This is a genomic window from Paenibacillus sp. MDV22-iso6 (genome assembly GCF_058408365.1).
The window spans coordinates 115,381-137,106 of record NZ_JBZVDZ010000003.1; the positions used below are offsets into that span (position 1 = coordinate 115,381).

The window sequence follows — 21,726 nt, forward strand, 5'->3', positions numbered from 1 at the left end:
GGATCTGTAAATTCCCTGTAAATTTGGATGATGTCTGCAAAAAAAGAATACGAGAGGGAAGGTCCATTTTGATAAGGGAAGGGAGTGAAGCGATACTCATCGTCAGACGGTTTTATAAGCTCTATAGATCGCGGATCACATGTAAGTGCACCAGTGAAGCTTTGTTTGCAAGGTGAAAATAATCTGAATACAGGAGGGATTTTGCTTGAATCAAGCTGTTCGATTCCGCCCGGTCATTACATTCGCTTTGGCATTTCTTCTGATTATTACGTGGTTTGCACCAAGAGCAGACGCCGCTGCCCAGTGGCAGGCAGGCACCGCATACAAACAAGGAGATCTAGTAACCTATTTAAATAAAGATTATGAATGTATTCAGCCCCATACGGCTTTGACCGGATGGGAGCCCTCAAATGTGCCTGCATTGTGGAAATACGTGGGGGAAGGTACGGGAGGAGGAACTCCAACTCCGGATACGACACCACCTTCCGTCCCTGCAGGTTTAACCTCATCCCTCGTCACGGATACATCGGTCAATCTTACCTGGAACGCTTCCACGGATAATGTGGGTGTCACCGGATATGAAGTGTACCGGAATGGTACTCTCGCGGCGAACACTTCAACGACTACGGCTGTAGTCACAGGACTGACAGCTGGCACCACATATGTTTTTACAGTCAAAGCAAAAGATGCGGCAGGCAATCTGTCCGCAGCAAGCACCTCTCTCAGCGTTACCACTTCCAACGGATCTTCGAATCCTGGGCCTAGCGGCAGCAAATGGCTGATCGGCTACTGGCACAACTTCGATAATGGCTCTACCAACATTAAACTGCGCAACGTTTCAACAGCTTATGATGTTATTAATGTCTCCTTTGCCGAGCCGATTTCACCCGGCAGCGGAACGCTCGCTTTTACTCCGTATAACGCTACGGTAGAAGAGTTCAAGTCGGACATTGCGTACCTTCAAAGCCAAGGGAAGAAGGTACTGATATCTATGGGGGGAGCCAATGGCACGATTGAGCTCACAGATGCGACCAAGAGACAACAGTTCGAGGATTCCCTAAAATCCATTATTTCAACTTACGGATTCAATGGTCTCGACATCGATCTTGAAGGAAGCTCCCTGTCTTTAAATGCGGGCGATACCGACTTCCGCAGTCCAACGACTCCGAAGATCGTTAACCTGATTAACGGCGTGAAAGCGCTTAAATCACACTTTGGTGCTAATTTCGTCCTGACCGCTGCACCGGAAACGGCCTATGTACAAGGCGGATATCTGAACTATGGTGGTCCTTGGGGGGCGTATCTTCCAGTGATTCATGCCTTGCGCAATGACCTGACCCTACTTCATGTGCAGCACTATAACACCGGTTCGATGGTGGGGCTGGATGGACGTTCTTACGCTCAAGGAACAGCCGATTTCCATGTCGCCATGGCCGAAATGCTGCTTCAAGGGTTTAACGTAGGCGGAAGCTCGGGTCCATTCTTTAGTCCTCTGCGCCCGGACCAGATCGCGATTGGCGTACCAGCTTCCCAGCAAGCGGCTGGAGGCGGCTATACGGCGCCAGCTGAGCTGCAAAAGGCATTGAATTATCTGATCAAAGGAGTATCATACGGCGGCTCCTATACCTTGCGCCAGCCTGCGGGCTATGCCGGACTCAAAGGCATTATGACCTGGTCAATCAACTGGGACGCGTATACGAATAACCAGTTCTCGAACGCACATCGTCCATTCCTGAATGGGCTTAGCACGCAAAAGACAGAGGAGGTTGTGTATTAAATGATACATTTAAATAAACACACTGCTTTTAAGAAGACTGCAAAGTTTTTCCTTGGTCTGTCCCTGCTCTTATCCGTCATCGTTCCTTCCTTCGCGCTCCAACCTGCTACGGCCGAAGCAGCAGATTCTTATAAAATTGTTGGTTACTATCCGTCCTGGGCTGCGTACGGCAGAAACTATAATGTAGCTGATATCGATCCGACCAAAGTGACGCATATCAACTATGCTTTTGCTGATATTTGCTGGAACGGCATTCATGGAAATCCGGACCCTTCGGGCCCCAATCCTGTAACCTGGACCTGTCAGAATGAAAAAAGCCAAACGATCAATGTACCGAACGGAACGATTGTGCTCGGCGATCCATGGATCGATACGGGCAAGACATTTGCAGGGGATACGTGGGATCAGCCCATTGCAGGTAATATCAATCAGCTTAACAAGCTGAAACAAACTAATCCTAACCTGAAGACTATTATCTCCGTTGGAGGATGGACGTGGTCCAACCGTTTCTCTGATGTAGCCGCGACTGCTGCAACTCGAGAGGTCTTTGCGAACTCTGCTGTTGACTTCCTGCGGAAGTACAATTTTGACGGGGTAGATCTGGACTGGGAGTACCCGGTATCAGGCGGTCTCGATGGTAACAGCAAACGTCCTGAAGATAAGCAAAACTACACATTGCTCCTGAGCAAAATCCGTGAAAAATTGGATGCAGCGGGAGCTGTGGACGGCAAGAAGTATCTGCTTACGATTGCAAGCGGTGCATCTGCGACCTATGCTTCCAATACGGAGCTTGCAAAAATTGCTGCCATCGTCGACTGGATTAACATTATGACATACGATTTTAACGGGGCTTGGCAAAAAATCAGCGCACATAATGCGCCGTTGAACTATGATCCTGCAGCTTCAGCCGCTGGCGTGCCAGATGCCAATACATTTAATGTGGCAGCCGGAGCACAAGGGCATCTGGATGCAGGCGTACCGGCCGCTAAACTCGTGCTTGGTGTTCCATTCTACGGTCGTGGCTGGGATGGATGCGCACAAGCAGGCAACGGACAGTATCAGACGTGCACGGGTGGTTCTTCCGTTGGAACATGGGAAGCAGGCTCTTTTGATTTCTACGATCTGGAAGCCAATTACATCAACAAAAACGGGTACACGCGTTACTGGAATGACACAGCCAAAGTGCCATATCTCTATAATGCGTCCAACAAGCGCTTTATCAGCTATGACGATGCGGAGTCCGTTGGATATAAAACGGCTTATATCAAGAGCAAAGGACTCGGCGGAGCGATGTTCTGGGAGCTCAGCGGTGACCGTAACAAAACACTTCAAAACAAACTGAAAGCCGATCTGCCTACTGGAGGTACAGTGCCACCAGTAGATACGACGGCACCAAGCGTACCCGGGAATGCTCGTTCGACAGGTGTGACGGCAAACTCTGTAACGTTGGCTTGGAATGCTTCAACGGATAATGTAGGGGTTACCGGTTATAACGTCTATAATGGCGCTAATCTTGCGACATCGGTTACCGGAACGACAGCAACAATCAGCGGACTTACAGCGGGTACTTCCTATACCTTCACGGTAAAAGCAAAAGATGCAGCAGGTAATCTGTCTGCAGCCAGTAATGCTGTAACTGTAAGCACAACGGCTCAGCCGGGAGGTGATACGCAAGCGCCAACTGCACCAACGAACCTTGCGTCGACGGCACAAACCACATCCAGCATAACGCTGAGTTGGTCGGCATCCACTGACAATGTGGGTGTAACGGGTTATGACGTGTACAACGGAACGACACTGGCAACAACGGTAACCGGTACGACGGCAACGATCAGCGGACTTGCTGCGGATACCTCGTATACATTTACGGTAAAAGCAAAGGATGCGGCAGGCAACGTGTCTGCAGCGAGCAACGCGGTGAGTGTGAAGACAGCCGCCGAAACGACAAATCCTGGTGTATCCGCATGGCAGGTCAACACAGCTTATACTGCGGGACAACTGGTCACATATAGCGGCAAGACGTATAAATGTTTGCAGCCCCACACCTCCTTGTCAGGATGGGAACCATCCAACGTTCCTGCCTTGTGGCAGCTTCAATAGTTAAAAATTGAAATACAACATTTTTAATTGAAATGTGCAGTGTTGGCGAGCTTAGTTAGTGGAAAGAGAATATGACACATGGATTGTTTCTCGGCGCTAAACAGAAGAAGATAAGAAAAGGGAAGACCAAAAACCACCGGCTCTTGATCCGGTGGTTTTTGGCTATGGTATGTCAAAGCAGGCTCCAACAAGGCTTTTCCCTACTTAGTTTATCTAGAAGAAATATACTCCGACATAATTAGAAACTTCAATTAGAAATCAAAGTTGTCCGGGTCGGGTCCAACGCGAACATCTTCGTTCAGAGCGCTAATACGCTCCATCTCATCATTGGACAATTCAAAGTCGAAGATGGAAGAGTTCTCGACGATACGTTTTTCCTTGGTAGACTTGGGAATGGTGATGACACCGTTTTGCAAGTCCCAGCGCAGGATGACTTGTGCTACCGATTTACCTTTTGCAGTGGCAATTTCGGTCAGAACCGGATTGTCCAGAAGTTGACCCTGCATCAGCGGCGACCAAGCTTCCAATTGAATTCCGTTTTTCTCACAGAATGCTTTAAGTGGAGCTTGAGTCAGACGAGGGTGGTACTCCACCTGATTAATTGCTGGCTTCACTTCAGCATCCTGGAGCAGATCTTCAAGGTGATGAATGTGGAAGTTGCTGACGCCAATGGCTTTAATGCGGCCTGCTTTGTACAGCTGCTCCATCGCTTTCCATGCGCCTTTGTATTTGCCTGCTTTTGGCCAGTGAATTAGATACAGGTCCAGGTATTCCAGTCCAAGTTTGTTCAGCGTTGTCTCATATGCCGCAAGCGTCTCATCATATCCGAGGTCTGCGTTCCACACTTTGGACGTAATGAACAATTCTTCACGTTTCAGATTATTCTCTCTCAATGCCTCGGCAATCGCTTGGCCTACACCGGATTCGTTGCCGTATATAGCAGCTGTATCAATACTGCGGTAACCGTGAGCAATGGCTTGTTTAACGGCCTCGATTAATTCAGCTCCTTCTTCTACCTTAAATACGCCCAGTCCGAACCAAGGCATATGAACGCCGTTATTTAAAGCTACTGTGGATTGTAAATGTTGTGCTGTCATGTGAAGTCCTCCTCATATTATGAATCAAAATGATAGTAACGATGTTAAACGATAAATTCTAGTTTCCTTCATTAAGTCATAGTAGATTAAATTCGAATTAACGTATTATACTAGATTAAAATAAAGGCGAAACCGGTTCCGAGTTGCAGCTTCAACCTAGGAAAGACGCGTGTTTAGGCTGATATCTGACTGAACCTCCTAACCTGTCTTACGACTCTGATGGGGAATAGGGATCTTTACGATCAAGCGCTCTTGCCCAACCAGTCAGAAGAACAGCAGCCAGAACCATAATTGCACCAACCCATGTGGTATGAATCAGACCGATGGAATCTGTGATTACACCGCCCAAATATGCACCAATTGCGATACCTGCGTTAAAGGCTGCGATGTTGAAGGCGGAGGCGACGTCTTTGGCTTGTGGAGCATAACGTTCTGCGAGCGTCACGACGTACGTCTGAAGCCCTGGCACATTCATGAAGGCAAGCAGACCCATGCCGAGTATCGTGAGTAACGCTGCCAGCTTAAATGGAACTGTGAAATACAGTATGCCCAGAATGACGGTCTGGATGATAAACATATAGAAGAGTGCTCGGAGCGGATTGCGGTTGGCGGCTTTCCCCCCGATAATATTGCCGATAGCAATGGCGATCCCGTACAGCAGCAGAATTCCCGCGACCGTTTTCTCGGAATACCCGCTGATATCATGCAATAGTGGGGACAGATAAGTGAATACCACAAACGTTCCCCCATATCCCACGGCGGTAATGGCAAAAGCCAGCAGCAACCGTCCGCCTGTTACCAGCTTCAGTTGTTCTCGGAAGGCAGTTCGCGTTCCGCGTTGCAACGTGGATGGCACGAGAAGCATGTTGCCGATAAAGGCCACAACACCTACGACAACGATAAGAATGAAAGCTGCGCGCCATCCCCAGTTTTGACCGATGAGTGTACCCAGGGGTACACCAGTTACTGTAGCAATGGTCAAACCAGAGAACATGATGGCAATAGCGCTCGCCCGTCGGTTTGCAGGAACCAGGTCTGCCGCAATGGTGGAACCAATGGACATGAATACTCCGTGTGCCAAGGCGGAGACAATTCGCGCAATGAGCAGCATGGTAATTCCACTCGAGAGCGCCGCCATGGTGTTACCGGCGATGAAAACAACCATAATGGCAAGCAGCAGCGTCTTGCGTGACACCGTTGACGTCAATGAGGTCAGAATCGGTGCCCCGAAGGTTACGCCTAATGCATATAAAGTAACGGTCAGTCCCGCTGTCGTTACGGAAATGCCCAGGTCATCTGCAATAAGGGGCAGCAGACCAACGCTGATAAACTCAGTGGTGCCGATGGCAAACGCACTGATTGCCAGCGCCAGCAGTGCCCAGGTACTGCGTTTTGAATCATGTAACATGTCTTGTTCAACTCCCCAGAATGTAGATTTACGTACCGGCAAATGCTATTATGAGTTATTCGACATAAAATGAATAGTACGTACTTTTTAGTACCCTACGTACTTTTTAGTGCCTATATAGCAATTGCTTTTATGAATAACAATTTCCGGGAGGACATTCAGCATGATCAGAAAGAAGTATAATATTTCAGTTGAAGCGACACTTGAAGTCATCGGTGGCAAGTGGAAATGCGTTATCCTCTGCCATCTGACACACGGGAAGAAACGCACTAGTGATCTCAAACGTATTATGCCCGCAATTACGCAGAAAATGTTAACACAGCAGCTGAGGGAGCTTGAAGATGACGGGATTGTGAACCGCATTGTGTATAATCAGGTACCTCCCAAGGTGGAGTATGAACTGAGTGAATATGGCCGAAGTTTGGAACCGATTCTAAATGCCCTTTGTAACTGGGGAGATCAGCACATTATTAAGGAATACGGAGACAAATTCTCAGTGTTAGAGGATAATGGGTTAAATGATTTTAACACGGACAATAAGGAGCTGATGAAGCCGTGAACTATGAAATTCTATATGATGGTGCATTTGCGATGCTTAAGGTGCAATTGCAACGGGGAGAACGGTTCAAGGCAGAAAGCGGGGCCATGGTATCCATGACACCAACCGTTGACTTGAAGGGATCTGCTGAAGGCGGTATGTTTGCCGGATTCGGACGAATGATCAGCGGCGAGAAATTCTTTTTTCAGGAATTAACGGCTGCAGGTGGATCTGCGGAAATTCTGTTGTCACCCTCCAGCATGGGGGATGTGGAGGCGATTGAACTGGATGGCTCCTATTCGCTCTACGTACAGAAAGATGGATTTCTGGCCGGAACGGAAGGCATCCAGGTGAATACCAAAATGCAAAACTTGAAGAAAGGTCTCTTCTCGGGAGAGGGTTTCTTTATTATAGAGATCAGTGGGCGAGGAACAGTGTTCCTATCATCCTATGGTGCAATCCATGCGATTAATCTGGCTGCGGGTGAAGAAGTGATCGTGGATAATGCCCACTTGGTCGCATGGCCCAATTATATGAATTATCGCATTGAGAAAGCTTCACAAGGTTGGTTATCTAGCGTGACCAGTGGAGAAGGATTGGTATGCCGATTCCGAGGTGAAGGTACAGTCCTGATCCAGAGCCGTAATCCGCATGGATTTGGTCAATGGGTCAAGCAATTTATTCCTTCACGCTAATGTTTTCCGCTGAAAATGTACAACGTTGAAACGCATGCGTTCCGACAATCGTTATAAGATAGGATGAAGCTCAAGGTGTAATGATGGAGGTATATGAGATGGAAAGCTCACGGTATAAAAATGCTCAGGAAAGTCCAGGGTATCTGCTATGGCAGGTTACTACGATGTGGCAAAAGGAAATACGCAGGGTGCTCGAGCCTCTGGAATTAACACAACCCCAATTTGTATTATTGCATGCCTGTGTGTGGCTTAATGAACGCGATACAGAGGGCAAGGGGGTAACTCAGGTCCAGCTTGCGCAATTTGCCAATGTGGATGTTAACGTTACTTCTCAAGTGCTCCGTGCTCTTGAAAAGAGAGAGTTAATAACTCGCAAGCGTCATCTTACCGATACCCGTGCGAATATTATTACAACAACGCCGGAAGGAACTCGCTTGGCGCTTGAAGGTATTCATCTTGTTGAAGCCGCGGACAAGGTGTTCTTTGATGTGTTAAGTGATCGTAAGGATGAATACATGGAAATCATGCAGGAATTTATCCAACATAAAACAGATGTTTAATTCATAGAAAGATTTTTTCTATGCTTTATTAGACTACAGAGTGTAGTGAAGTTGTACCTCCCAGACTTTTTAGCCGGGAGGTTTTTTGTATTGGTTCAATTAATCCGATAAGTCGCAAATGGCTTACCATGACGGAAAGAGTCGCTGAGTTGATCGAGCTGCGAGATTATATCATCGGTCAGTTTCATGTCCAGGCTAGCCAGATTATGCTCCAGCTGTTCCGTGCTCGTTGCCCCAACGATAACCGTCGAAACAGCAGGGCGTGCCAGCAGCCATGCAAGCGACAGGACACTTGGAGAGCAGCCATACGCCGATGCCTTTTCGCTGACCTGCTCACCTAATTTAATATTGTGTTCCAGCAGGAAACGATTGAAGGCCGGATCGGTATCCGCTCTGGAACCGGAAGGCACGCCCGCTTCACCGTTGTATTTGCCTGTCAGAATGCCACCAGCCAGCGGGAAATATGGAATGATACCTACGCCTTGATCAAGACACATCGGTACAAGCTCAAGCTCAGGTGTGCGATCAGCCAGAGAGTAGCTGGTTTGGGTCGAGATATAACGTACATATCCTTTTAGCTCGCTGGTACCAAGGGCTTTCATCAGCTCCCAGGCTGCATAGTTGGAAGCTCCGATATAGCGGACTTTGCCGGAAGTGACCATATCGTCCAATGTGCGCAGCGTCTCATCCAGCGGTGTGTGCGGATCAAAAGTATGGATCTGATACAGATCCACATAGTCCGTTTGCAGACGCCGCAGGCTATGTTCAAGCTCTTGCTGCAAATGATAGCGGGAGGAACCGCGCCCATGGGGACCCTCATGCCGGGGAAGTCCGGCTTTGGTAGCAAGCACAGTGTTTTCCCGTCTGCCTGCCAGGGCTTGTCCGATAATCCGCTCTGATTCCGTTCCGGCGTAGATGTTGGCGGTATCGATAAAATTGATTCCCTGATCCAGTGCCGCATGAATAATGCGGATCGAAGTCGGGTCGTCCGCCCGTTTACCAAAGGCATTGGTGCCGAGTCCAAGTGCGGAAACGCGCAGTCCGCTATTCCCCAAACGTCGATATTCCATCGTTCATCGCTCCTTCTGTGTCATTTCTTGTATAGCAGATTATAACGTAATCTATTGAAAACGTGTTATTAATATAGTTAAATGATTCTAAGACCGTTATTAAAGGAGATATGATGGAGAACAGTGCCGCACATTTAACCAGACGGAAGCCGAAGAAACCGAAGAAGAGATGGAAGAAGCCTCTAATCATCATCCTGAGCACACTCATTGTGCTGGGGGGAGTCGGATTTATCTATCAAAAACAACTCGTCCTGCTGGCATTTAACCTGTTTGCCTCGGGTACTGTAAAGGAAGCCCTTGATGAATCCTTCAAGCCGGTTGGCGATAAGGATGCACCCGTTGTAGAACATACTGATCCATTCTCGCTGTTGTTGCTAGGGATTGACCAACGGGATAACGAACCTAGTCGTTCCGATACGATCATCTATTCTGTCGTTCGTCCGGAAGAAAATAAAGTGTTGCTGCTGTCAATTCCGCGTGACTCCTACACCGATATTATCGGCCGGGATGTGAAGTCGAAGATTAATTCAGCCTATGCGCATGGTGAAGCCAAGATGGCGATGGATACCGTGGAGCATTTGTTGGAAAACAAAGTCGATTTCTATGCCGCCATTAATTTTAACGGACTCAAGGATATTGTTGATGCGGTTGGCGGTGTTGAATTGCCGATCAAGAAAAATATTGAGAACAAATTGAAAATCCATGAGAAGCTGTTTGTTGAAGCGAACAAACCGATCTACAGCGGTGAAGAAGCGCTGGGCTATGTGCGTTACCGGGAAGATTCCGATTTCAATCGGACGATGCGGCACCGTCTTTTTCTAAGTGCCTTCATGAATCGTGCGCTTGAGGTCAAAAACCTGACCAAGATCCCGGACGTTATCCAAATCGCTGGATCGAATTTTACAACCAACATGAACTCGGATTTCATCATGAAATTTGCCGAGTCTCTATATATGAAAGACAGCACGCCAACAATCAGCAATTACATGCTGAAGGGTGAAGGCGCAACACGCAGCGGCACATGGTACTATGATTTGTCAGAGAGTGATCTGCAATATGTACGGACCCTGCTCGCGAACTGGCTGGACCCGGATACCACCGAAATTATGGAGCCGGAGACGGCGGATACGAAAGATCCGGCGTAAGCAAGTTTCCGAGGCTCAGTAAGATGACCGGAATTTGTATACGTATGCAGAATGACTATATCAATGAATGAGAGTCCTGGGAGCTGATGATTCCTGGGCTTTTTTTTATGTAAGCTTTTTGAAAAAATCCCGTAACGACTTCCAATCCGCAGAAAACGGTTGAATGATTCTATTCCTTAAACCCCATTTTATGGCATACATATAGTAAAATATAGGGAATGAATTCAACATCAACCAACGGAGGAAGCTCATGAAAGAGTTCAAGGATCGGCTTCACCAGGTTCAGGAGCAGCAGAAGCAGCTGGTAAAGGAATATAATGCTCTGCTTCAGGACTATCAATCCGATGACCTGATCGTCCAAAACGAACAACTGCGTGCGCAATATGAAGCGCATCAACTCAAGCTGCAACAACTTGAAGTACGCACACGCAAAATGGAAGAAGAGAATGCCCGTCTTCGCATGGCTCTGTCCGAACAGATGCTGGATGAGAAATTGAATCTCATTCGTGTATCCCAAGAGAAGATGGAGACGTATTTCCGAGGAAAGAAGAGTGTACATAATGATCGGCTCGCAGCGCATGAACATCGCAGCAAAGTGAATTTAAATGCCTTGTTCAACAGGGCTTCAGAGGAACTTCAGGGCGACGCCATTGAGATAAAGGAGAGAATCGCTTATCTGGCTGCTGAGGTGCAGGAACGAATTGAGGCGCATAGACAGACCCTGTGGGAGAGAGAAGAGGCGCTGCGCGGGCAGATGCAACAAGGATACGAGCATATGGCGGAGGAAGGCTTAAGCGAAGAGACCATTCAGCGGCGCATTCGCCAGAACCGGATGGAGATGAAGATTGGCCTAAGCTGGATCAACAAGGTCGCCATCCTGCTGATCATTCTTGGCGTTGGTGCAGCCTTTCAGTACTCCTACAAGACCTGGTTCAGCGATGAGGTGAAAGGCGTAGCGTTCTTCCTGCTTGGTGCGTTTATGCTTGCCGGGGGAGAATGGCTGTTCCGGCGTAAAAGACAGACGTTCGCGATGGGGCTGCTGGGCGGCGGGATATCGGTTCTGTTTGGCTCCATTTTCTACAGCTATTTTCTATTGCATATCATCGGATTATATACGGGACTTGCCTTGTCGGTGCTGGTTTCGGCGTTATCCGTTCTACTTTCGTTAAGGTATCAGTCCAGGACGATCTGCTCACTTGGTTTGGTTGGAGGATATTTACCATTAATCTCCTACATGGCCTATTTCGGCCTTCAAGGTTCGGCTGTGTATGTTGCCATGATCTATCTTTTGCTCTTAAACGGAATTATTGTTTTGATTTCATTTGGCAAACGGTGGCCGATTGTGCATTATATCAGTTTTCTGTTCAACACACCGTCCATGCTCATCCTGTTATGGCTCTCACCAAGTGAGAAGATCGGCATGGTGTATTCCATTGTGACATTTGCATTATATCTCGGCATTACACTGGCGTATCCCTTCAAACATCGCGTGAAGTTAACCTGGTGGGACTTCGCACTCCTGGCCATGAATACGAGCATCAGCTGTCTGATGTTGTATGTATTGTTCGATGGCGCGGGATGGAATGACGCACAAGGCTTGCTTGCTTTGATTTTCGCTCTGGTCTATTTCGGGCTCGCCCGTTTTATCCAGCAGAGGATGCCTCAGGAAAAGCAGACCCTTCTATTGTTCTACGTGACTTCCCTGACCTTTGCCATTCTGATTATACCGTTCCAGTTTGGTGCGAAATGGCTGTCTATGGGCTGGCTGATCGAAGGAGTTCTGCTGGTTACGCTCGGACATCTGAAGCGGTTCAAGTTGGTGGAACGTGCCGGATGGGGAATCGTGCTTCTGTGCATGTTCACTTTTGTGTACTATGACGTGCTGGTGCTGTTCATCATGGGGGAGCAATCCTATTTCATGCTAAAATACTCCTGCATTACGCTGGGTGCGCTGCTTATTACGCTCTATTACGCCTTAGATCGCAACGGCTCCCTATCCGGGGAGAAGTATCAATATAGCCAGACAGAGCTTGGCTTTTTGAATGCATTCAAGTACGTCACACTCGCCAATCTGTGGTTATATGTGCTGTATGAATCGAATGAATTGTATATAAAAGCAGTCGATGACTCATTCCTGTTATACCTGTTCTACAAATGGCTGATGTTCGCTGCGCTGACCATTGCCATGGCCTATGGATTGAGTAAAGTGAGGCTTTTGCGTGATCGGATCGTGCAGGGTTACATCGTCTTCCTGCATGCGGTGGGCTGTTGTATTGCACTGGCAGTAACGTTATCCATGCCGGCACTTCAGCCGGATGTTCAGCAGCACACAGCGGCTGAAGTCGTAGGTTTACTCGTATTAATTATCTTTAATGTGGGCGTGTTTTTTGCAGGAAGGGATCTGCTGATCACGGCAATCCGCGGGCAGTTCAAGAGCGTTGAATGGTATCCGGTTATCGCAGGGGTCTATCTGCTGGGTGTCATCACCGTGTTCTTGACGGTCCAGTTCCATTGGGGAGATGTAGGGCTGATGTTCAGCCTAATCTATCTGCTGCTTGCGATCCTGTATATCGCCTACGGGTTCCGAAGAAAATATGTGATGATTCGGCGCCTCGGTCTGGGCCTGACGTTATTTTCCACCGGGAAAATGGTGTTCTATGATGTGGGATTGCTTACATCTGGCAGCAAGATCATTGCCTATTTCAGCTTTGGCGTACTGCTGCTTGGCATTTCTTATCTGTATCAGAAGGTGTCGAGCCGGATGGAGGAAATTCAGGCTAGAGAGATAGAACAGTCTAATGAATCCGATCTGCCGTAGGATAAAAAAACCAATTTTAGGATATTCGATACAGCATTCACAATCTTTGGGGGGAGGGATACAACATGGGATTTGATCTGAGTATCATGTTATGGCAATTATTATGGATTGCTGGCTCTGTAGCTCTTATTGTGTATGGGTGGAGGAAACTTGGTATCAGGAAAAAGCGGCGCTGAGGGCGGGGAATGCCGTTGCAACATCGCTTTTGACATAAGTCATTATCGGATGAACTGATTGGTATCCATATCATAAATATGCATTAAAATGAGGCTCTTGAGCGCTGGTTTTTAGCGTCCAGGGGCCTTATTCTGATGAACGGATTATGATCTGAACCTCATTCAGAATGGGATTACCCAGCATAAGATGACATTCGTGAAACGTTTTTTCTGTTGATCACGTTATAATAGAGTATACTTACCGCTGGGTATTCAGTTGCAACCATGACGTTTCGGTTATGGTTGTACCTTTCAGTGATTCTCCGCGATCATCATTGATGCGGGAGAGCACCGTTAAGGTAATGGACAGGGTGAAGGCGAGCAGCACATATATGAAAATGTTTTTTTTGTTCATGATGAGGGACCTCTCTTGTTGATTGGGCTAAGGCATGCATATGACCGTTATGAGAAAAAAGGCACAACGTCTGGTATAGTAGAGAAAAGCATATGACGATGCCTGTATACACTATATAAATTGTTATGGATGCAAACAATGGAACAAATCTGATGAATTTATCATTATTTATGAACGAAAGCGCTCATAGAGATAGAGTGATATTTTGAAGGTGGGAGAATAACATGCGGGAGACGGCAAAAATCGTCATTCGTACACCAGGGCAGGAAAGTGACGGTTCGTTCGCTTATGTCAGCCAGGGGCGTTCCATTACAGTGGGGCGTTATACGGGTGGAGATGAATTGGACTTGTCTGTCTACAATCAGTTGATATCGAAGCGGCATTGCCGCATTCATTATGATGCTCAGTATCAGCTGTGGATTGAGGATCTGGATAGTAAAAATGGAACAGAATTGAACGGGCAGCGTCTCGTTCCTTATGAGAAATACCCTTTTGCCGAAGGAGACAGCCTGACGCTGGTCAACGGCTTGATTCAGCTTCGCGTAGAAGGGGATCTCGAAGAAACGAGAGAATATCGGATATCTGACCTGCTGGGCGAGGGTGTGCGTTTGCAGGATCACCTGCAAACCGTGCAGATTGGAGAAGTGGAGATTCCACTGTCCAAGAAGGAGTACCAACTGTTCAAGCTATTGTACAGCCAGTTGGATCACTTTGTGACACGGGAGCAGATTGTCGGCCAAGTGTGGCCGGAGCGAAGCATGCTGGAGAGTGAGCCGGTGGGTATTGACGAGATTAACTCGCTCATCTACCGGACGAATCGCAAGCTGGGCGTACATTTTACAATCAAGTCGGTGTATAAAAAGGGTGTATACATGAAGTCCCATGTGCCGGACTGAATGCGTGAAATGAGCAGCGGGATGGAATGAGATTAACCCAAAATAGAATAACAAGCAGGAAGCTTCTGTCAGGTTTTTTAGACCTGGGGAAGCTTCTTTTGTTATGATGAAGGTGCAAATGCCGCCTCTTAATTAAAATCCAAAGGGTTGAGGTTATGTTCATATTTCAATTTATCACATGGCTGATTGCTGTGGTGACACTTATATCGGTAGTATCCATCGTGCTGGTCAGTTGGAAAAATGGAATCTCACCGATGCCCACATCCAGCATCGTCAGGCAGACAGTCATTCAAGAGGTCAACCGTATTCCCGGTTACGGTGACGTGATTGAAGCAGGCTCCGGCTGGGGAACGCTCGCACTGGACGTAGTGAGGCATTGTCCAGGCAAACGGCTAACGGGTATTGAGAATTCAATTGTTCCCTTATGGGCCTCCCAACTGATTGCTTTTCTAAGTGTCCGCTTACGGCGAGCAAAGGGAAAGCGCCATTCTCTGGAGGGACGGCTGCGATTCATCCGTGGCAACATCTATACTAGTTCATATGAACACGCAGATTGCGTCATCTGTTATTTGTTTCCTGGAGCAATGAATCGACTCGTCGACAAGTTCACTCGGGAGCTGCCTCCGGGAGCAAAGGTGATTAGCGTCTGTTTTGCATTGCCAGGCAAGGTACCGCTACGGACAATCACATGCCGGGACACGTTGCGTACCAAGGTGTATGTATATACGTTTTGAGTACTAACAAACCTACCGCATCTTAAACGGTGAATAATCAAGGAATGCAGCATTTAATGAACATCAGCAACGTTATTCCTTCATCCATTGGGAGCGAATAGCTTGTACGAGGTTCTTTAGAACAAAATAGCAAAAACAAGGGATGTCCTCCGTCATATTCATGACGTATGGGACATCCCTTGTTTTTAATCATTTATTTGTTGGCTTTTATGACCTGAATCTTAACTTACTTCGCGGTATCCGTAGTGCCCGTTGTACCTGTAGTATCGGTTGTTGTACCCGATTGCGGTCTGTTTCTTCCGCCGCCGAATCCACCTTGGCCACCGCCTCCACCTGGACCCATACCTGTATTGGCAGTTGTAACACCAGATTCATTCACCCAAGTTACATTGCTTGTGGATTGGAAGGCAACCACTTTGGTCCCACCACTATACGTTCCGTCTGTATAGAGTCCATCCACTGCTTTGCCCGTCGATGTTCCGCCGGAGTAAATCACGTAAGATCCATCCTTCTTCAGATCAGGGGAACTAACCACAACAGATTGATAATCTTTCGCTGGAGCAAAGGTCAGGATGTTATTGCCTTCACTGTCTTGCACATGAACGAGTGTGCCTGCTTTTTGTGTTTCAGGGTATGTCATCACGATTGTATTTTGAGTTGATGTATCGGATGTACCTTGTGCCATGCCGGAACTGCCGGCAGCGACCAAATATCCACCACTCATCTCGAATGTACCATCATAGTCGAGTGGACCGTTGCCATTATCCGTTGGACCGTTCACAATGACGGTTCCGTCTGTCATATAGATGGAGCCATTCGAATCCAGTCCATCGCCGCCTGCATTTACGGTGAGGGAACCGCCGTTGATATGAAGCTCACTGTTGCTGGCGGATTCACCCGGCATACCACCTGGCCCACCGCCTTGTGGGCGAGCATTGCTATTCGCGTCTGTACTTTGATTGGACTGATCCGTAGTTGATATTGTGCCAGTCGTCTCTGTAACAGAAGCGTTGGAAACTGCAGTTGTATCGGTATCGGCTGCTTTAGTACTGTCATCTGCAGTGGTTGCAGCATCGGCATCAGCATCAGCGTCAGTTGCAGTTATTTCACCAGAAGCATTCACGCCATCATCTGATGCAGTGACATCCACATTCCCATCGTTCAGGGTGATGATTGCACCTTCAAGACCTTCATAGCTCTTGGCAATGGTGATCGTTCCACCGTTAATGGTGAGAGCCTGATCTGCATGAATACCGTCATCACCGGATTCAATGCTGAACTTGCCGTCATTAACAGTTACATTGTTGTTGCTGTGCAGGGAATCATCCATGGAATCGATCGTATACGTACCGCCATTGACGGTAAGGTCAACTCCGGCTTTAAGTGCTTTGGCACTCGTCGTTTCTTCTTCTGCAGCCGTTGTGCTTGTGTCTGCATCTGCATTGGAATCAGCAGGTGCTGTTGCATTTGTAGAGCTGGATGGTGCTGCACCTGCTGCGTTCGTTCCATTATTGCTCGGCATATCAGCAGGTGGTTCACCATCCGGTGGTGTACCCATATCGGTTGGAGGTGTACCGCCACCCCATCCGCCGCCACCGCCGCCAAATGGTCCTTCTTCTACTTTTTCTGGTGCATTGGCACTGCCGCCTCCGGTTACGATGTTAAATGTGCCGCCATCCGTAACCAATGCGGTTTCCGCTTGAATGCCGTCGCTGCCGCTCTGAATGTTGAATGTACCTCCAGCAATGGCAACGAAGCCTTTGGTCGTATCCGTATCGTTTGTGGATTTGATGCCGTCACCTTCTGAATCAATGGTAATAGTTCCTGCCTGAATCGCCACCATATCTTTACCTTTGATGCCATCATCGGCGGATTTGACGTTAATTGTGCCACTGACGATTTTCAGATCATCCTTGCTCGTAATACCTTCATTGTAGTTGCCTGTAACCGTCAGCTTGCCTGTACCATTGAACGTCAGGTCTGCCTTGCTGAAGATAGCTGCATCCGGCTCATCCGTTGTAGCGTCTGCGTATACGTATGTCTTGCCATCGGAGACAGCATTCTCGGTTCCTTCCTCCAGCGTAATGATAGCTTTGCCCGCTTTCTGGATATAGATGGCTGCACTGTCGTTATCATTGATTGTTGCCCCGTTTAATACGAGATGTACGGTGCCCTTATCAGCAACATTAACTACAATCTGTCCATCGGTAAGCTTGCCGCTAAGTACATAGGTACCCGCTGCGGAGATAGTTACTGATCTGTTTGCTGCTTTTGCACCCGATCCTGTGATGGAAGCGATCGTCCCGTTCAGCTTAATCGTTGTGGAATCTGTTGCACTCCAGCTAACGTTGGTATCGTCTGCATCCATTGTGACCAGATCGGCATACTTCACCGAGGTTTGTTCACTGACGGATACGGTTTTGGTTGTCCCTGTCGTTGACACTGCGGCGTTTGCAGTACTGTTGGTTGCTGCCGGAGCGCTGCAAGCCGTAACCATTGCAGTAATCATCGCGACGGACCACAGTTTGCTGCCAGTTATAATTTTCTTTTTCATATTATATCGTTCCCTTCGAATTTTAATATTCAGTGGCTGTTGGACTCATCGTTAACGAGATATCCAGATTACCGTTTCGGGTACGGATCATGTCGAGGAATTCTTTTTGATTGACACTTTCATGAATGGTGACGTTGTAGACCAGCTCGTACAGACTGCCAAGTTCGGTTGTTCTGATTTTTTTGAGCTCATGTACGACATTGAATTTGTGGAATACTTCGTCCAGTGCTTCTTCGTAACTCAGATTCTCGGGAATAGTCACTTTCAACGTTTTTTGCTGGCTTTTCTTCGCTCCGAAGTTGAAGCGGCTCAGGACAAACATCAGTACACACAGGATGATGGTGAACATTACGGCATAACCGAATGCGCCTACACCGCAGGCAAGACCGGAAGCCATGGTGAACAAAACATAAGCAATATCTTTCGGGTCACCAGGCGCACTTCTGAATCGGATGATGGAGAAGGCACCGGCGAGGCTGAATGCACGGGCAATGTTGCTGCCGATCAGAAGAATGATAATGGCTACGATGACTGGCAAAACAACCATGGTTAGCGTAAAGCTCTGGGAGTAGGTGCTTTGATTGGTCTTCATGTATGTCAGGCTGATAATGGCCCCCATAATGATGGCAAGGCCGATGGTAACAATGGCATTGCTGAAGGTCAGAGTTGTATCGGTTAGTGCGGAACTAAAGATGGAATCAAGCATACAGGACACGCTCTCTTTCTGTGATTGTTTTTTCTTGTTCTATGGATGGGTTGAAATCGGTACCCGGCAGCAATTCTCGTTCAGTCTGGTAGTTCAGGTTGGTTGTTCTGGCCAGATGTCTGTACTCATTGCCGTATTTCGAGAATCCGGTGCGGTAAAGACCGTGTTCGGATAACAGTTGGGAGAGCCACATCGGAACGGTTTTCTCGGCTTTGACTTCCATCAGCCAGCGTCCGTCTTTCACCAGTGGCTCACCATAATCTCCCTGCTCCAGCTTCAGATCGTATCTACGACTGCGGATGTTGGTATCAAAGGTGATGCGGAGATCGCGGCTGTTCTTGTCGAACAGTGCCTTGCGTTCATACGCCAGATATACTTTTGGTTCCAGATCGTACAGCCGGAGGAAATACTTGATCTCTTCGACAACCTGTTTATTCATATAATCGGCGAGATCAGGCGCTTTGCCTGTCCGAACGAATTCGTAGGCTTCATCCAGCTTCAGGGCAGTTCGGCGTTTGTTCACCAAGCCAAATACTTTCTTTTTGATCTCCAGATATACCTTCGCATTCTCTTCAGGAACTCCGTATGCCCGCAGTCTCAGCTTCTCCTTGTATTTAGGTTTAGAGAGACTTGCGCGGATCAGGGAGTCCTGCGGTGTGTCGAAGTACAGATTGCTGATGGAGTAAAACTCGTGTTTCTTGTTAAAGGCATCCAGCTCCATATACTTCAGCAGATCGGTGTAGAAGTTCTCGTATTGCTCATCTGTCAGGAGATACTTGCTCTCATATCGGTTGAATACTTCAATTGCCATTGGGGTTCAGTCCTTTCATCCATGTTTTGTATGTTTTGTTGCATCGTGTATTGCTTCCATGTCTGTATCTTAGAGCGCCAACCTTGAATGAATCTTAAATGATTTTACATTCCGTTGATCTTTTTTTACCTTCCTTTAATAGTTCGCGAAAAAACTGAAATTAAGATTGATTCAAGGTTCGGTTGCTACAATCGTTGGTATAATAGATTGACATATATCGAAACCAATTCATGCAGAGGAATGAAGAACCGATGAGAATACTAATTGCGGAAGATGAGGTTCATTTGGCAGAAGCCGTATCGCAAATATTGAAAAAACACAATTACTCTGTAGACATGGTGCATGACGGGAGATCGGGTCTGGATTATGCGCTAAGCGGAATCTATGATCTGTTGCTGCTGGACATCATGATGCCGGAAATGGACGGGATTACCGTGCTGAAAAAACTGCGCAGCGAAGGCAATCATACGCCTGTCATTCTGCTCACAGCCAAAGGAGAAATTTCAGACAAAGTGACCGGGCTGGATTATGGAGCCGATGATTATATAGCAAAGCCCTTTGCCACGGAGGAATTGCTCGCACGGATTCGGGCAGCCCTTAGAAGGAAGGGAGAAGTTGTTCCAGAGGATGGACTGAAGTTCGGTGACATCGAACTGAACACGACGCAGCTGAAGCTGAGTGTGCAAGGCAAGGAGATCAAGCTGAATCTGAAGGAAAATGAACTGCTGGAACTGCTAATCACGCGCAAACAGGCCATTACTTCCAAAGAGCAGATTATTGAGAAGTTGTGGGGTTTCGATTCGGAAGTGGAGTATAACAACGTGGAGGTGTACATCTCGTTTTTACGCAAAAAATTAACCTTCCTGAACTCCTCGGTCCGCATCAATACGATTCGGGGTGTGGGGTATGTACTTGAGGTGACGTCCTGATGTTCAAGAAACTCAGAAACCGATTTCTGATCGTGAACCTGGTATCCATCTCGATTATGATGCTGGTTGCCTTTGCCACGATCTACATCATTACGTACCAGAATGTACAGCGGGAAACCAACATGGAGCTGTTCAAAGTGTCGGATTTCTATCATGGTCCGTACAACTCCAGCAAGATGCCGCGCGGTGATGACAGGGGTTCAGTGGCAGGATCTCAGCCATCCGATTCCATTGCCGATGGAGCACCGGGGAGTGATCCGAATTCACCGCCAGGACGCTCTGTATCGTTCATGGTCAAGACGGACAGTGAATGGAAAATCACCGATGCACACTCCAGGTTTGATATGGATGACACGTTCTATACTGAAGCTTTGCAAAAGGTGAATAAAGTCGAAGATCTGGATCGGAAGACCGGACAGTTTACACTGAATGGAACGGACTGGGCTTATGTGATCGACCCGAGCAGCACAGGGCATATGATTGTGTTCATCGATGTGACGGCCCAACAGGGCATCCTTACGAATCTGATTTATACTTTTGCCGTCGTAGGTTTGATCATGCTGATCGTTATCTATTTCCTGAGCCGCTATTTCGCCAATCGATCTATTACCCCGGTTAAGGAAGCCTTTGAAAAGCAAAAGCAGTTCATAGCCGATGCTTCACATGAATTGAAAACGCCGCTGGCGATCATTAATACCAACACAGATGTGCTTCTCGCGAACCGGGAGGATACGATTGAGAATCAAGCCAAATGGCTGCATTACATCAAGTCGGAGACGGAACGCATGTCGGGACTGACGAATGATCTGTTATATCTGACTCAAATTGACGATTCAAGATCCTCGATGATTCATGCCAAATTCAATATGAGCGATGCGGTGGAGACGATTATCTTAACGATGGAGGCCGTGATTTTTGAGAAAAATATATCCCTGGACTACAGCATTGAGCCGCAGCTCATGGTTCATGGCAACAGCGAACAGATCAAGCAGGTCATTCTGATTTTGCTCGATAATGCTGTGAAATACTCCAGAGCCAAAGGCTCGGTCAACGTATCGTTGAAGAAACAGAACAATGACGTTGTGCTGGCCGTTTCCAACACGGGAGAAGGCATTGCGCACGAACATCTGGACCGGATCTTCGATCGCTTCTATCGCACGGATGCCTCCAGAGCACGGAAACATGGTGGACATGGATTGGGTCTTGCAATTGCAAGGTCGATCGTGGAGCAGCACAAAGGTGAGATTTACGCCCGCAGTGTAGTAGGGGAAGGTGCAACATTTTACGTTCGTTTATCCTAGGGATAAGGAATAAGGCA

18 protein-coding genes are annotated in these 21,726 nt (G+C 47.6%); 11 read left to right on the forward strand and 7 right to left on the reverse strand.

Features of this window, described 5'->3' with window-relative positions; all coding sequences use genetic code 11:
* Positions 1-205 precede the first annotated feature (205 nt).
* Both AC4PM4_RS09820 and AC4PM4_RS09825 read left to right on the forward strand, forming a co-directional pair.
* Positions 206-1,777, forward strand: a complete 1,572-nt coding sequence (locus AC4PM4_RS09820; RefSeq protein ID WP_269054301.1) for a chitinase — start codon at positions 206-208, stop codon at positions 1,775-1,777.
* Entirely contained in the window at positions 1,778-3,877 is a 2,100-nt protein-coding gene (locus tag AC4PM4_RS09825) for a glycosyl hydrolase family 18 protein (protein ID WP_083584689.1), read from the forward strand.
* Positions 3,878-4,128: 251 nt separating this feature from the next.
* Here the strand turns inward: AC4PM4_RS09825 and AC4PM4_RS09830 are convergent, their stop codons facing one another.
* Positions 4,129-4,974: an aldo/keto reductase gene (locus AC4PM4_RS09830; RefSeq protein ID WP_491613485.1), complete on the reverse strand. Its 846-nt coding sequence runs from the start codon at positions 4,972-4,974 to the stop codon at positions 4,129-4,131.
* 208 nt (positions 4,975-5,182) lie between these two features.
* Entirely contained in the window at positions 5,183-6,382 is a 1,200-nt protein-coding gene (locus AC4PM4_RS09835; protein ID WP_491613486.1) for an MFS transporter, read from the reverse strand.
* 163 nt (positions 6,383-6,545) lie between these two features.
* Here AC4PM4_RS09835 and AC4PM4_RS09840 point away from each other — a divergent pair, with 163 nt between their 5' ends.
* The 3 genes from AC4PM4_RS09840 to AC4PM4_RS09850 all read left to right on the forward strand — a co-directional run bounded on the left by AC4PM4_RS09840 (position 6,546) and on the right by AC4PM4_RS09850 (position 8,175).
* Positions 6,546-6,941: a winged helix-turn-helix transcriptional regulator gene (locus AC4PM4_RS09840; RefSeq protein ID WP_063567750.1), complete on the forward strand. Its 396-nt coding sequence runs from the start codon at positions 6,546-6,548 to the stop codon at positions 6,939-6,941.
* A complete protein-coding gene (locus AC4PM4_RS09845) occupies positions 6,938-7,615 on the forward strand; it encodes a TIGR00266 family protein (RefSeq protein WP_063567751.1) in 678 nt (225 codons plus the stop codon). The genes AC4PM4_RS09840 and AC4PM4_RS09845 overlap by 4 nt, the downstream gene beginning before the upstream one ends.
* Before the next feature lie 98 nt (positions 7,616-7,713).
* Positions 7,714-8,175, forward strand: a complete 462-nt coding sequence (locus AC4PM4_RS09850) for a MarR family winged helix-turn-helix transcriptional regulator (protein ID WP_063567752.1) — start codon at positions 7,714-7,716, stop codon at positions 8,173-8,175.
* 95 nt (positions 8,176-8,270) lie between these two features.
* On the opposite strand, the gene AC4PM4_RS09855 is transcribed toward AC4PM4_RS09850, so the two are convergent.
* Complete coding sequence (locus tag AC4PM4_RS09855) at positions 8,271-9,245, reverse strand: aldo/keto reductase (RefSeq protein ID WP_491613487.1); 975 nt, start codon at positions 9,243-9,245, stop codon at positions 8,271-8,273.
* Between the two features lie 110 nt (positions 9,246-9,355).
* Here AC4PM4_RS09855 and AC4PM4_RS09860 point away from each other — a divergent pair, with 110 nt between their 5' ends.
* Positions 9,356-10,390 carry an LCP family protein gene (locus AC4PM4_RS09860; protein ID WP_465117986.1) on the forward strand — a complete coding sequence of 345 codons (1,035 nt, stop codon included), beginning with the start codon at positions 9,356-9,358 and terminating at the stop codon, positions 10,388-10,390.
* Between the two features lie 250 nt (positions 10,391-10,640).
* Entirely contained in the window at positions 10,641-13,208 is a 2,568-nt protein-coding gene (locus AC4PM4_RS09865) for a DUF2339 domain-containing protein (protein WP_491613488.1), read from the forward strand.
* Positions 13,209-13,622: 414 nt separating this feature from the next.
* On the opposite strand, the gene AC4PM4_RS09870 is transcribed toward AC4PM4_RS09865, so the two are convergent.
* The gene (locus tag AC4PM4_RS09870) at positions 13,623-13,778 is read right to left on the reverse strand and encodes a hypothetical protein (RefSeq protein WP_491613489.1); all 156 of its coding nucleotides are present in this window, start codon (positions 13,776-13,778) and stop codon (positions 13,623-13,625) included.
* 224 nt (positions 13,779-14,002) lie between these two features.
* On the opposite strand from AC4PM4_RS09870, the gene AC4PM4_RS09875 reads away from it, so the two are divergent.
* The gene (locus tag AC4PM4_RS09875) at positions 14,003-14,674 is read left to right on the forward strand and encodes an FHA domain-containing protein (protein WP_090903061.1); all 672 of its coding nucleotides are present in this window, start codon (positions 14,003-14,005) and stop codon (positions 14,672-14,674) included.
* A 155-nt stretch (positions 14,675-14,829) separates the two neighbouring features.
* Positions 14,830-15,408 (forward strand): class I SAM-dependent methyltransferase, encoded by a 579-nt coding sequence (locus tag AC4PM4_RS09880; protein ID WP_491613490.1) that lies wholly within the window; start codon positions 14,830-14,832, stop codon positions 15,406-15,408.
* Between the two features lie 226 nt (positions 15,409-15,634).
* Here AC4PM4_RS09880 and AC4PM4_RS09885 read toward each other — a convergent pair whose 3' ends face one another.
* The 3 genes from AC4PM4_RS09885 to AC4PM4_RS09895 are packed head-to-tail and all read right to left on the reverse strand — an operon-like array spanning position 15,635 to position 19,479.
* Positions 15,635-17,962 (reverse strand): carbohydrate-binding domain-containing protein, encoded by a 2,328-nt coding sequence (locus AC4PM4_RS09885; RefSeq protein ID WP_491613491.1) that lies wholly within the window; start codon positions 17,960-17,962, stop codon positions 15,635-15,637.
* Positions 17,963-17,984: 22 nt separating this feature from the next.
* Positions 17,985-18,668 carry a DUF4956 domain-containing protein gene (locus tag AC4PM4_RS09890; RefSeq protein WP_063567759.1) on the reverse strand — a complete coding sequence of 228 codons (684 nt, stop codon included), beginning with the start codon at positions 18,666-18,668 and terminating at the stop codon, positions 17,985-17,987.
* Positions 18,661-19,479 carry a polyphosphate polymerase domain-containing protein gene (locus tag AC4PM4_RS09895; RefSeq protein ID WP_063567760.1) on the reverse strand — a complete coding sequence of 273 codons (819 nt, stop codon included), beginning with the start codon at positions 19,477-19,479 and terminating at the stop codon, positions 18,661-18,663. Before AC4PM4_RS09895 ends, AC4PM4_RS09890 begins: the two co-directional genes overlap by 8 nt.
* A gap of 251 nt (positions 19,480-19,730) precedes the next feature.
* On the opposite strand from AC4PM4_RS09895, the gene AC4PM4_RS09900 reads away from it, so the two are divergent.
* Positions 19,731-20,408: a response regulator transcription factor gene (locus AC4PM4_RS09900; RefSeq protein ID WP_063567761.1), complete on the forward strand. Its 678-nt coding sequence runs from the start codon at positions 19,731-19,733 to the stop codon at positions 20,406-20,408.
* Entirely contained in the window at positions 20,408-21,709 is a 1,302-nt protein-coding gene (locus tag AC4PM4_RS09905; RefSeq protein WP_064641659.1) for a sensor histidine kinase, read from the forward strand. The genes AC4PM4_RS09900 and AC4PM4_RS09905 overlap by 1 nt, the downstream gene beginning before the upstream one ends.
* The last annotated feature ends 17 nt before the right edge of the window (positions 21,710-21,726 follow it).

Bases quoted from the DNA above. Each gene is read 5' to 3' on its own strand.
- AC4PM4_RS09830 (WP_491613485.1), bottom strand. From the start codon at position 4,974: ATGACAGCACAACATTTACAATCCACAGTAGCTTTAAATAACGGCGTT.
- AC4PM4_RS09885 (WP_491613491.1), bottom strand. From the start codon at position 17,962: ATGAAAAAGAAAATTATAACTGGCAGCAAACTGTGGTCCGTCGCGATG.
- AC4PM4_RS09895 (WP_063567760.1), bottom strand. From the start codon at position 19,479: ATGGCAATTGAAGTATTCAACCGATATGAGAGCAAGTATCTCCTGACA.
- AC4PM4_RS09850 (WP_063567752.1), top strand. From the start codon at position 7,714: ATGGAAAGCTCACGGTATAAAAATGCTCAGGAAAGTCCAGGGTATCTG.
- AC4PM4_RS09880 (WP_491613490.1), top strand. From the start codon at position 14,830: ATGTTCATATTTCAATTTATCACATGGCTGATTGCTGTGGTGACACTT.
- AC4PM4_RS09870 (WP_491613489.1), bottom strand. From the start codon at position 13,778: ATGAACAAAAAAAACATTTTCATATATGTGCTGCTCGCCTTCACCCTG.
- AC4PM4_RS09875 (WP_090903061.1), top strand. From the start codon at position 14,003: ATGCGGGAGACGGCAAAAATCGTCATTCGTACACCAGGGCAGGAAAGT.
- AC4PM4_RS09890 (WP_063567759.1), bottom strand. From the start codon at position 18,668: ATGCTTGATTCCATCTTTAGTTCCGCACTAACCGATACAACTCTGACC.
- AC4PM4_RS09860 (WP_465117986.1), top strand. From the start codon at position 9,356: ATGATGGAGAACAGTGCCGCACATTTAACCAGACGGAAGCCGAAGAAA.
- AC4PM4_RS09900 (WP_063567761.1), top strand. From the start codon at position 19,731: ATGAGAATACTAATTGCGGAAGATGAGGTTCATTTGGCAGAAGCCGTA.
- AC4PM4_RS09835 (WP_491613486.1), bottom strand. From the start codon at position 6,382: ATGTTACATGATTCAAAACGCAGTACCTGGGCACTGCTGGCGCTGGCA.
- AC4PM4_RS09840 (WP_063567750.1), top strand. From the start codon at position 6,546: ATGATCAGAAAGAAGTATAATATTTCAGTTGAAGCGACACTTGAAGTC.
- AC4PM4_RS09855 (WP_491613487.1), bottom strand. From the start codon at position 9,245: ATGGAATATCGACGTTTGGGGAATAGCGGACTGCGCGTTTCCGCACTT.
- AC4PM4_RS09905 (WP_064641659.1), top strand. From the start codon at position 20,408: ATGTTCAAGAAACTCAGAAACCGATTTCTGATCGTGAACCTGGTATCC.
- AC4PM4_RS09825 (WP_083584689.1), top strand. From the start codon at position 1,778: ATGATACATTTAAATAAACACACTGCTTTTAAGAAGACTGCAAAGTTT.
- AC4PM4_RS09865 (WP_491613488.1), top strand. From the start codon at position 10,641: ATGAAAGAGTTCAAGGATCGGCTTCACCAGGTTCAGGAGCAGCAGAAG.